A 9985-nucleotide genomic window follows, 5' to 3' on the forward strand; every position below is an offset into this window, starting at 1 on the left:
AAAATCAATAGTGCTTTATTCAAAACACCAAATCTGGCTCATCAATTTTCTGACATCAATTTCTCAAATAAACTTCGAGTAATTTCTACCATCAATCAATGAAAATAATTTCGATCAATCAACCAGTAAAAATCCACACAAGTTGTTCTTCATAATCTCTTAATGATCTTTCTAACACCTCGTCAGTGCCAGAAGCTGGACTCAAAACACCGGATAACTCAGCGTCTCGCTTCGTTCATCACCGTGTATCTCGTCGGTATGGGTGCATTATAGGGCAATTTCCTACACGTGCAAGTGCTTTTCACTGACACAAATCACGAGTGTACTATTTTTATGCACCAATATGGATCATTTTTATTCTATTATTCACATAACCACATGATTATAAAATAAAAATAACCGTAAAAGATTTCTACATCATTTTTTACTTATTTTTTGCGGGCTTGCTGTTTTAATGCTCACACTATTAATAATAATTGGTTTTAGCGGCACATTTTGATGCATTCCATAGTTGGCAGTTGGAACACCAGCAATTTTATCAATCACATCCATGCCTTTAGTTACTTTACCAAATACTGCATAACCCGCATTCATAGGAGAACGGTTCAAAAAGTTATTATCGACCAGGTTCACAAAGAACTGGGAACGGGCTGAATCTGGCTGGTTCATACGGGCCATGGCTAAAGTGCCACGTGTATTGCTTAAACCATTATAAGATTCATTCTTAATAGTTGACTTATTATTTGGCTTTTCCACCATATTCGCATCAAAGCCGCCCCCCTGTACCATAAAACCTGGAATCACCCGGTGAAAAATGGTGCCTTTATAGAAGTTGTCTTTTATATAGTCTTCAAAGTTTTTGGCAGAGATCGGTGCTTTATCATTATAAAGCTCAATTTCGATATTCCCCATAGAAGTTTTCATTTCAACTATGGAATTGGCCGCCAGTGCTGGTAAAGCTAAAGCTGTTAAAGCTATTGCATATAATGGTTTTTTAACATTTTTAACTCATCTACTCAGAAGTAAGGGTTGAGAATCAAGCTATATTAATCTTTGATACCCATTAATGCATTACCCTAACCGACCAATTACAAGAGAATAAGAATGAACGTGCATCGTTTGCAGGAGAAAAATATTCATCAGTTTCCTCCCTGGCATTTACAGGGAGAGGGTTTTATTTTGAATTATTGGATTACACCGCACTTTATCCGTGAATCTCGGAATTTTGGAATTGCTCCTTCTCCGCTGGGCCGTGTTGTACAAGTTATGCTGGTACATTATCACCATTCTCCTGTAGGTCCTTATGACGAGCTACTGATTATGGACCATCCTTTAATAAGTCGAAGACGTCTGTCTACTATTCCAAAGATTTATGTTTCTACGCATGAATCTATTGTTCACGGTCAGCACTTATGGGGGATACCGAAGGAATACGCAGAATTTGAATGGCAGGAACAAGGACAGGAAGTCATTTGTCGAATCACTCATCAAGGGCAAAACATGACTGTTCTTCTGAAGAAATCTAAATCATCACGTTCCTTCTATTTAAATAGCTATCATCTTCCAACATCCATGTTAAAGATTCGACAAACTTGGAAATCGTCACATTATCAGTTTAGCCCGCAATTCAGAGGCTATCTATCCAAACTCGCTCAGGTAGAGTGGCAAAATACTCAATCGATTTTCCCGGATTTTTCCCGCGCTAAATATATACAAAGCTTTTATGTACCTAAATTCAATCTGATCTTTCCCGAAGCCAAGGTACATAAAAAGTAAAAACAGGTGTTTCACGTGAAACACCTTAATTGAGATTTGATTTATTACTCTATATAGATAGAGAGCTATTTTTAACTATGCTTATCCCAGAACTTACGGAAGTGTTTACTCATTTCAATTACATTCTTTTTGGCGCGTCTTGAAATACTGGTCAAATTAATAAAACCATGCGTCTGATCGGTATAATCATGATAATGCACTTTCGCTCCATGCTGACGCAACTTATGTGCATAAATAGCCCCTTCATCATGCAACACATCATGACCAGCAGTAATCAGATAAGTCGGCGGTAAATTTTTCAGGTTGCCATAGGTCGGTGAAATGAGTGGATCATCCAAAGCAATTTCATGTCGTTCCACATAATGATAAGTCACCAGTTCGATATCACCATCAGTGAGTACCAGACCATCTTTATAAGCAAAATAGGAAGGATGACGGCTTTTAAAGTCCATGGCTGGATAAAGCAGTAACTGGGCCTGAGGTACATAAACCTTGTCTGCACTGCGCTGAGCTACAACTGCTGCTAAATTGCCACCCGCACTGTCTCCTGCGACTGCAATGCGTTTTTTAGAATTCTGAGCTGCTTGCTGTGTTGATGCGCCCAAGCCAGTGCATCTTCGCAAACTTGAACAATTTGTGAAGGATGATGTTCCGGCGCCAGAGGATAAGCGACACTTAATACTTGGGCATGCGCGTGTTTGGCCAGCAACCGACAATATTCATCATGTGTGTCCAGACTGCCAATCAGGAAGCCTCCTCCATGATAAAATATAATTAAAGGCAACTTTTTAGCTGGAGCCGGGTGATAGTGACGTGCTTGTACGATGCCACTGTGCAAGGATAACCGGATATCTTCAACCTGGCGAATAGCAGTCGGTTTGGATTTTAGCAATTGCATGCTCTGTTCAAAGAAAATACGTGACTGCGCGATATCTTCTCTGACTATTCCAGTTTTGCCCTGTTTTAACTGCACGGCCATCAGACATTTTACAAAGGGATCCAGTTCAGGATAGTGGTAAGGATAATCCAGACTTCTGACTATTCTTTCCTGAGCAATTTTAGGTAATCGGTCCAGCAGACGTGCTGCTACCCCTTGCCCCTTATCCATCATGGCCTGTAATTGCTGACTCGATATCACCATAGCTTCCCATCCTTATTCGCTTAATTCTTCATATTTTCTACATGATCAGGGTGTATTTTGACCATATTCTTATATAAGTGCCCACATCGACATACAAATTTAGGCAGATCAATAAGCTAATCTCATTTTATCCCCCTGTCATTGACAATTTAAGCTGCTGTTGAGGCATAAATTGTAGGATTGACCTTAACAAGGAGTGCTCACCTATGGCTAGAAAACTGATATTCGTATCAATTGCGACGAGCTTATTGGCTGTAGGTTGTGTCGCATTCCCTGAAGATGACTATTATGACGGACGTTATAATAGAGCTTATGACTATCGCTATGACCGCGATTACCGTTATGATCGGCAGCGTTGGGAATATGAACAGCAACGACGTTTACAGCAGGAACGTCGCCGAACTGAACTGGAACGTCAGCGACTAGAGCAACAGCGACGCCAGTTAAATGATCAACGTAGAAAACAGATTGAGTTGGATCACAGACGTCAGCAGGAACGCCAGCGTATTGAACAGCAACGCAAAAAAATCAGTAGCAGCCAAGCGGCTAGAAACCGAGCCGAGGCAGAGCGTAAAAAGCGTGGACAGCAGACAGATACACGTCGCCGAGCAGCTGAACAGCAGCAACGACGTAAAGCTGAACAGAACCGAAATGAACGTGTCAAACGCTGGCAGGAATCACGTCGCTAGAATAGTAAGATTAATCTAAAAAGTTGAAAGCGACTTAAACGGCCACTGATCCAGATAAGTTTCATCTATAAAAAAGCCCGATCTCGGGCTTTTTTTAATGTCTTTATGAATAGAAATAGATGTTAGATAGCTATTATAGAATAAAACCCCTGAAGCGTATTTCTTCAGGGGTTTTATAGGGTTGTGTTTAAACGAACATCCTCTCGTTTATATGCTTCTCAGCAAATTTTTAAGAACTTCCTGTTCTCGATAAATCAATATTAGGCTGATTCGAGTATCTAACAAAGTAGATATTGTCCTGAATCCTTGTAGGCTTTAATTTACAGCTTTTCTATAAGTGACTGATCACTAGAATGTGAGAAGAAAATTAATAAATTTTACGCAAAAAAAAAGCTTATCTAGAGAGGATAAGCTTGAAAAACACATTTCAAAATAAGAAGAAACTACAGCGATAGAATCTGAAACGAATAATACGAAGTTGATCATTTTTTGTGAAATACTTTATTGCTTAGTTATTAATCGCTTTTATGTCTAAAAAACAGTCAACATAAACATTCAGGCAAAAAAATAGCTGAGTCTTGGGGTATTCAGCTATAAAAGGGTAAAACGAATCAGGAACAGTAACCTAGTTCGGCTCTCTCCTTCTGAACCAGGTCACTGTTGATAAAGCTATGATGGTGCTTTTGATTTAATTTTTAAAACAGATAAATATTATTATTTATATCTAAAAATACGATTAAAAATTTTTCTGATTAAAAACATTATTTTAATGAATGATTTATTTTCTAAAAACTAATTTAAGTACTTATACATTCATCTCTCATCTAATTACTAAGATCAAAACTAACTAAAAATTCTGAGGTTTTTATCTTCAAAACAGAGAAATTGTCTGCTTTTTCTCATTTCAATCCAGTTTGGAACAACAGAAATACGGACTTTTGCAATAAATCTTAAAATTAATCACTCATTTCGCTTGAATTTTGAAGCCCAGCCCCGACTTCTTTATGTAATTAAGAACTTCCCAAATCATGGCAGTTCAGCATTCACACAGTTAGCACTGATACCGAAGGACTGTACATGTTTAAGAACCCATTTAAACGGAGTAAATCAATGGCGACTGAGCAAAACGATCAAGCTCAAGAACTTGAGCAAGAGCAAACGGAACAACAAACAGCTCAAGCTGAACCTGAACAAGCTGAAGTTACCGTTGAGTCTTTACAGGAACAAATCGCCCAGCTTGAAGGCGATTTAAAACTGGAAAAAGCACGTACTGCAAATGCCGTATATGAGGCACAAAAAAGTGTAGAACGCATTCAGCGCGAATCAGAAAAGCATAAAGATACTGTTTTGGAAAAGTTCTCTAAAGAGCTGTTAGAAACTGTAGATAACCTGGAACGTGCAATTCTCGCTGCGGGTGAAGAACAAGGCCCGTTACGGGAAGGCGTAGAACTAACTTTAAAAGGTTTACTGACAACATTAGAAAAATTTGGTGTGGTCGTAGTTGATACCGAGAATGGTTTTAATGCCGAGTTACATCAGGCAGTTGGTATTGCACCAGATGCCAAAGCCAATGAGATCGGTACAGTCTTGCAAAAAGGCTATGCCCTGAACGGCCGTTTATTACGTCCTGCAATGGTTATGGTTGGCGCTTAAGCTAAATAAATTCGGGAGTTTGTGAAATTTTTTCTAAAAATTTACTTGAAAAAAATTGAACGGCTCTCATATCCGATAACAAGTAAATCCCTTTTAATTTCCCTTTGATAAGGGAAACAATTTGGGAATAAAAGAATTTTTGAGGAAACATCCAAATGGCTAAAATCATTGGTATTGACTTAGGTACTACAAACTCATGTGTTGCAGTACTTGAAGGCGACAAAGTTAAAGTTATCGAAAACGCTGAAGGCGCACGTACAACTCCATCTATTATTGCGTACAAAGATGGTGAAATTCTGGTGGGTCAATCAGCTAAACGCCAAGCGGTAACGAATCCTAAAAATACATTATTCGCGATCAAACGTCTGATCGGTCGTCGTTATGAAGACCAGGCAGTACAAAAAGATATCGGTCTGGTTCCTTACAAAATCCTGAAAGCTGACAATGGCGATGCTTGGGTTGAAGTAAACGACAAGAAACTTGCACCACAACAGATCTCTGCAGAAGTTCTGAAAAAAATGAAGAAAACTGCAGAAGACTATCTGGGTGAAACAGTGACTGAAGCGGTGATTACTGTTCCTGCTTACTTCAATGATGCGCAACGTCAGGCTACTAAAGATGCAGGCCGAATTGCAGGCTTAGAAGTTAAACGTATCATCAACGAACCAACTGCTGCTGCACTTGCGTTCGGTATGGACAAGAAAGAAGGCGACCGTAAAGTTGCTGTATACGACTTGGGTGGTGGTACTTTCGACGTATCAATCATTGAAATTGCTGACCTTGATGGCGACCAGCAAATCGAAGTGTTATCTACCAACGGTGATACATTCCTGGGTGGTGAAGACTTCGATAACGCATTGATCGACTATCTGGTTGAAGAGTTCAAGAAAGAACAAAATGTGAATCTGAAAAACGATCCACTTGCGTTACAACGTCTGAAAGAAGCTGCTGAAAAAGCAAAAATCGAGCTTTCTTCTTCTAACGCAACTGAAATCAACCTTCCATACATCACTGCAGATGCGACTGGTCCTAAACACTTAGTGATCAATGTTACTCGTGCAAAACTTGAAGGTTTGGTTGCTGACCTGGTTGCGCGTACGATTGAGCCTTGCCGTATTGCACTTAAAGATGCTGGTCTTTCGACTTCTGACATCTCTGACGTAATTTTGGTAGGTGGTCAGTCTCGTATGCCACTTGTACAACAAAAAGTACAAGAATTCTTCGGTCGTGAGCCACGTAAAGACGTGAACCCGGACGAAGCAGTCGCAATAGGTGCTGCGATTCAAGGTGCGGTATTGTCTGGCGACAAAACTGACGTACTTCTGCTGGATGTAACGCCTTTAACACTTGGTATTGAAACCATGGGCGGCGTGTTGACTCCAATCATCGAGAAAAACACCACGATTCCTGCGAAAAAATCGCAAGTATTCTCTACCGCTGCTGACAACCAGCCTGCAGTAGACATTTCGGTTTACCAAGGTGAACGTAAAATGGCTCAACAAAACAAATTGTTGGGTAACTTCCAGTTAGGCGATATCCCACCAGCTCCACGTGGTGTGCCACAAATTGAAGTATCGTTCGACATCAACGCCGATGGTATCTTGAAAGTATCTGCGAAAGACAAGAGCACTGGTAAAGAGCAATCTATCCAGATCAAAGCAAACTCAGGTTTGTCTGATGCTGAAATCGAAGCAATGATCAAAGATGCTGAAGCGAATGCTGAAGAAGACCGTAAGTTTGAAGAGCTGGCTAAAGCACGTAACGAAGCGGATGCCTTGGTTTCTTCTGCTCAAAAAGCAGTGAAAGATCTTGGTGAACAAGTGACTGCTGACGAAAAAACTGCAATCGAAACTGCAGTGTCTGAGTTAGAAGCATCAACTAAAGAAAATGATGTAGAAGCGATCAAAGCGAAAACTGAAGCGCTGCAAAACATCATCATGCCGATTACTCAACGTGCTTATGAAGCAGCTCAAGGCCAAGGCGGTGCGCAAGGTTTTGATCCAAATGCTTTCCAGGGCGGTGAAGGTCAACAACAAAAAGCGGATGACGGCGTTGTAGATGCTGAGTTCACTGAAGTGAAAGATGATAAAAAATAATTTGTCAGCTTAAGCTTAAAAAAAACCGCGCGAAAGCGCGGTTTTTTTATGCCTAAACTTGAAGGAATAAATGGAAAATTACCAAAATTGGATCGTATTTTCAGGCAAAGCTGTTTAAGTTAAATCAAATATTAAAATATCCTGAACTTATGAAAATTCTTATTTTGTTGCCTTTACTCAGTTGCTTGGGCCTGACGGCGTGTAGCCTGCCTGTTTCATCTTCCCCATCTCAAAGCACTTCAACTCAATCTACCCAAGCCATTGCCCAATTATTTGATCAGGCGCAAAGCGCAGGTGTTTTAGTGATTCAGCGTGATCAACAGATACAGGTCTATGGCAATGATTTAAGCCGTGTAGATACCGAATATGTTCCCGCCTCTACTTTTAAAATGCTCAATGCCCTGATTGGCCTGCAACATGGCAAAGCCACAACCAATGAAATTTTTAAATGGGATGGCAAGAAACGCAGTTTTGCAGCCTGGGAAAAAGACATGACTCTCGGCCAAGCCATGCAAGCTTCTGCTGTACCGGTCTATCAGGAACTGGCACGTCGCATTGGTCTGGAACTAATGCAACAGGAAGTGCAACGCATTCGATTTGGTAATCAGCAGATTGGTCAGCATATCGACAACTTCTGGTTAGTCGGACCTTTGAAAATCACCCCGGAACAAGAAGTCGAATTTGCCTCTGCGCTTGCTCAAGAGCAACTTGCCTTTGATCCTCAAGTCCAGCAACAAGTCAAAGCCATGTTACTGTTACAGGAGCGACAAGATTATCGCCTATATGCCAAATCCGGTTGGGGTATGGATGTGGAGCCGCAAGTCGGCTGGCTCACCGGCTGGATCGAAACACCTCAGGACGAAATCGTGGCATTTTCACTGAATATGCAGATGCAAAGTAATATGGATCCGGCGATCCGTCTTAAAATTTTGCAGCAGGCCTTGGCCGAATTAGGGCTTTATCCGAAAGCTGAAGAGTAACGTAAATAGGCATGGGAAAAACGCCAAATTTAAGCTATATTTTTAAGAATAAACATTTAAATAAAAAATATGCGTCTTTTGTTCTGTCTAGTCGTAGTGGTATTACTAGTTGCAGGTTTTCTGCATCTACAGACCCAGTCTCATCCGCAGCTAAAATTCAACTCTCTGACTGACCGACTCACCCATCCTTTTGATACGCGCTTACGCTTTAAGGTGGATCAGGTCGACCCGGGTTTTGGACTGACCCGTGAAGAAGTGATTCAACTGGCACAAGAAGCCGTTGAGATCTGGCATCGTGGCACTGGCCGTGATGACCTGATGGTCTATGATGAAAATGCACAGCTCAGCATCAAGCTGATTTATGATCACCGCCAGCAGGAATATGATGCACTGAAAAAAACCACACAGAAATTACTTCGCGATGAAGCCCAATATCAACGTCAGGCAGAAAACCTGACCGCCTCCCGAAATCATCTGGATCAGCAACAGCGTCAGCTGTTAGAGCAGCGCAATCTGCTACAACTCCAGTTCGAGCAACTCATGCTACGGCGCAATCAGCCGGGACTTTCTGCTCATCAACGTCAGCAGTTGCAACAGGAATTTAACGAGCTTCAATTCAGGTCAGAACGTTTCCAGCGTGAAGCAGAATATCTGCAGCAACAACAATTATCTTTTAATACTCAGGTTTCCGCCTATCAAAGCAGTGTTCAGTCTCACCATAACAATATCAATCAGGCACAACAGCGCTTTCCGCCACGCCAGTTCCATAAAGGAATTTTTAAAGGCGATGAAATCCATATCTATCAGTTTGATGCGCAAGATGACTTGCGTCTAACACTGGCACATGAACTGGGTCATGCCTTGGGTTTATTGCATCATGGCGATCCTGAAGCATTGATGTATCCGGTACTGGGTGAACAAAAGCTGGAAAATTTCGAACTGCGCCCGGCAGACAAGACTTTGCTATATACACGCAAATCTTAAGCGATTTAATTCCTTATAAGTTTTATGTCTTTATTATCTTTTTGAACGACCATAGTCGATGATTTCATGTTATTGTGAGCATCTATCATTCACCAAAGCCCTCTGTGGAGATCGGCATGAGTTATTACCATATCCTGATTGAAGCCAATGATCATATCAGTACAATTGATGAAACTCGTGATATCGAAATCTTTGATATTGTAGAACTTCAGCCTTATTTGCATGCGATTCTGCTCCCTTATTTCAATGAGCAGCTGATTGAACTTGAGGATGAAAATATTGCTTACCAGGATATTCTGCATTTAGAAGTGAGGCAAACTCTGCTGCCGATCAACGACCTGATTGAGGAAGAACAAAAACTGTTACCAAGTGATACCGACATTACTATCACAGCTTATGAGATTTTTCTCTGTACACGACAAATTTCACAGAACCCTTATCCTATCAGGGTTCTGCCTTCTTAAAATTGCCAAAATTTCCTTAAACTCTTCTTTTTTCCCAAAACCAATTAAACGCTGAATCGCCATTTGAACATAGTCTAAACCATAGCGAAATAAACTCATTGAGAGTCGTCCATGCTTCTTTATTTTTATCGCTTTTTTTTGATCATGTTGCCATTCACCCGTTAAGTAACACCAACAGAAGCTTATAGCTAACACCGCAATC

The 9985-nt window shown here is 40.8% G+C and carries 8 protein-coding genes and 2 pseudogenes; 7 read left to right on the plus strand and 3 right to left on the minus strand.

Features of this window, described 5'->3' with window-relative positions; genetic code table 11:
- Positions 1 to 417 precede the first annotated feature (417 nt).
- Positions 418 to 924 carry a peptidylprolyl isomerase gene (locus HADU_RS10300; protein WP_413540696.1) on the minus strand — a complete coding sequence of 169 codons (507 nt, stop codon included), beginning with the start codon at positions 922 to 924 and terminating at the stop codon, positions 418 to 420.
- 180 nt (positions 925 to 1104) lie between these two features.
- On the opposite strand from HADU_RS10300, the gene HADU_RS10305 reads away from it, so the two are divergent.
- Positions 1105 to 1776 carry an acetoacetate decarboxylase family protein gene (locus HADU_RS10305; protein WP_004814046.1) on the plus strand — a complete coding sequence of 224 codons (672 nt, stop codon included), beginning with the start codon at positions 1105 to 1107 and terminating at the stop codon, positions 1774 to 1776.
- A gap of 71 nt (positions 1777 to 1847) precedes the next feature.
- Here the strand turns inward: HADU_RS10305 and HADU_RS10310 are convergent.
- Positions 1848 to 2917: pseudogene (locus tag HADU_RS10310) on the minus strand (alpha/beta hydrolase).
- A gap of 206 nt (positions 2918 to 3123) precedes the next feature.
- On the opposite strand from HADU_RS10310, the gene HADU_RS10315 reads away from it, so the two are divergent.
- From HADU_RS10315 to HADU_RS10340, 6 genes are all read left to right on the plus strand, one after another.
- Positions 3124 to 3606, plus strand: coding sequence for a hypothetical protein (locus HADU_RS10315; protein WP_008305938.1), 483 nt, complete (start codon positions 3124 to 3126; stop codon positions 3604 to 3606).
- Between the two features lie 1110 nt (positions 3607 to 4716).
- Entirely contained in the window at positions 4717 to 5259 is a 543-nt protein-coding gene (grpE, locus tag HADU_RS10320; protein WP_004780371.1) for a nucleotide exchange factor GrpE, read from the plus strand.
- Between the two features lie 155 nt (positions 5260 to 5414).
- Positions 5415 to 7355 (plus strand): molecular chaperone DnaK, encoded by a 1941-nt coding sequence (gene dnaK / locus HADU_RS10325; RefSeq protein ID WP_008305940.1) that lies wholly within the window; start codon positions 5415 to 5417, stop codon positions 7353 to 7355.
- Positions 7356 to 7504: 149 nt separating this feature from the next.
- Positions 7505 to 8335: an OXA-134 family carbapenem-hydrolyzing class D beta-lactamase gene (blaOXA, locus tag HADU_RS10330; RefSeq protein ID WP_008305942.1), complete on the plus strand. Its 831-nt coding sequence runs from the start codon at positions 7505 to 7507 to the stop codon at positions 8333 to 8335.
- 69 nt (positions 8336 to 8404) lie between these two features.
- Complete coding sequence (locus HADU_RS10335) at positions 8405 to 9319, plus strand: matrixin family metalloprotease (protein ID WP_008305943.1); 915 nt, start codon at positions 8405 to 8407, stop codon at positions 9317 to 9319.
- A 104-nt stretch (positions 9320 to 9423) separates the two neighbouring features.
- Positions 9424 to 9783: a hypothetical protein gene (locus HADU_RS10340; RefSeq protein WP_171056667.1), complete on the plus strand. Its 360-nt coding sequence runs from the start codon at positions 9424 to 9426 to the stop codon at positions 9781 to 9783.
- On the opposite strand, the pseudogene HADU_RS15330 reads toward HADU_RS10340, so the two are convergent.
- Positions 9745 to 9985: pseudogene (locus HADU_RS15330) on the minus strand (IS4 family transposase); the annotation flags it as partial. The gene HADU_RS10340 and the pseudogene HADU_RS15330 overlap by 39 nt on opposite strands.

It is taken from the genome of Acinetobacter sp. HA, assembly GCF_000264725.1.
GTDB lineage: Bacteria > Pseudomonadota > Gammaproteobacteria > Pseudomonadales > Moraxellaceae > Acinetobacter > Acinetobacter schindleri.

Bases quoted from the DNA above. Each gene is read 5' to 3' on its own strand.
- HADU_RS10305 (WP_004814046.1), top strand. From the start codon at position 1,105: ATGAACGTGCATCGTTTGCAGGAGAAAAATATTCATCAGTTTCCTCCC.
- grpE (WP_004780371.1), top strand. From the start codon at position 4,717: ATGGCGACTGAGCAAAACGATCAAGCTCAAGAACTTGAGCAAGAGCAA.
- HADU_RS10300 (WP_413540696.1), bottom strand. From the start codon at position 924: ATGAAAACTTCTATGGGGAATATCGAAATTGAGCTTTATAATGATAAA.
- dnaK (WP_008305940.1), top strand. From the start codon at position 5,415: ATGGCTAAAATCATTGGTATTGACTTAGGTACTACAAACTCATGTGTT.
- HADU_RS10315 (WP_008305938.1), top strand. From the start codon at position 3,124: ATGGCTAGAAAACTGATATTCGTATCAATTGCGACGAGCTTATTGGCT.
- HADU_RS10335 (WP_008305943.1), top strand. From the start codon at position 8,405: ATGCGTCTTTTGTTCTGTCTAGTCGTAGTGGTATTACTAGTTGCAGGT.
- blaOXA (WP_008305942.1), top strand. From the start codon at position 7,505: ATGAAAATTCTTATTTTGTTGCCTTTACTCAGTTGCTTGGGCCTGACG.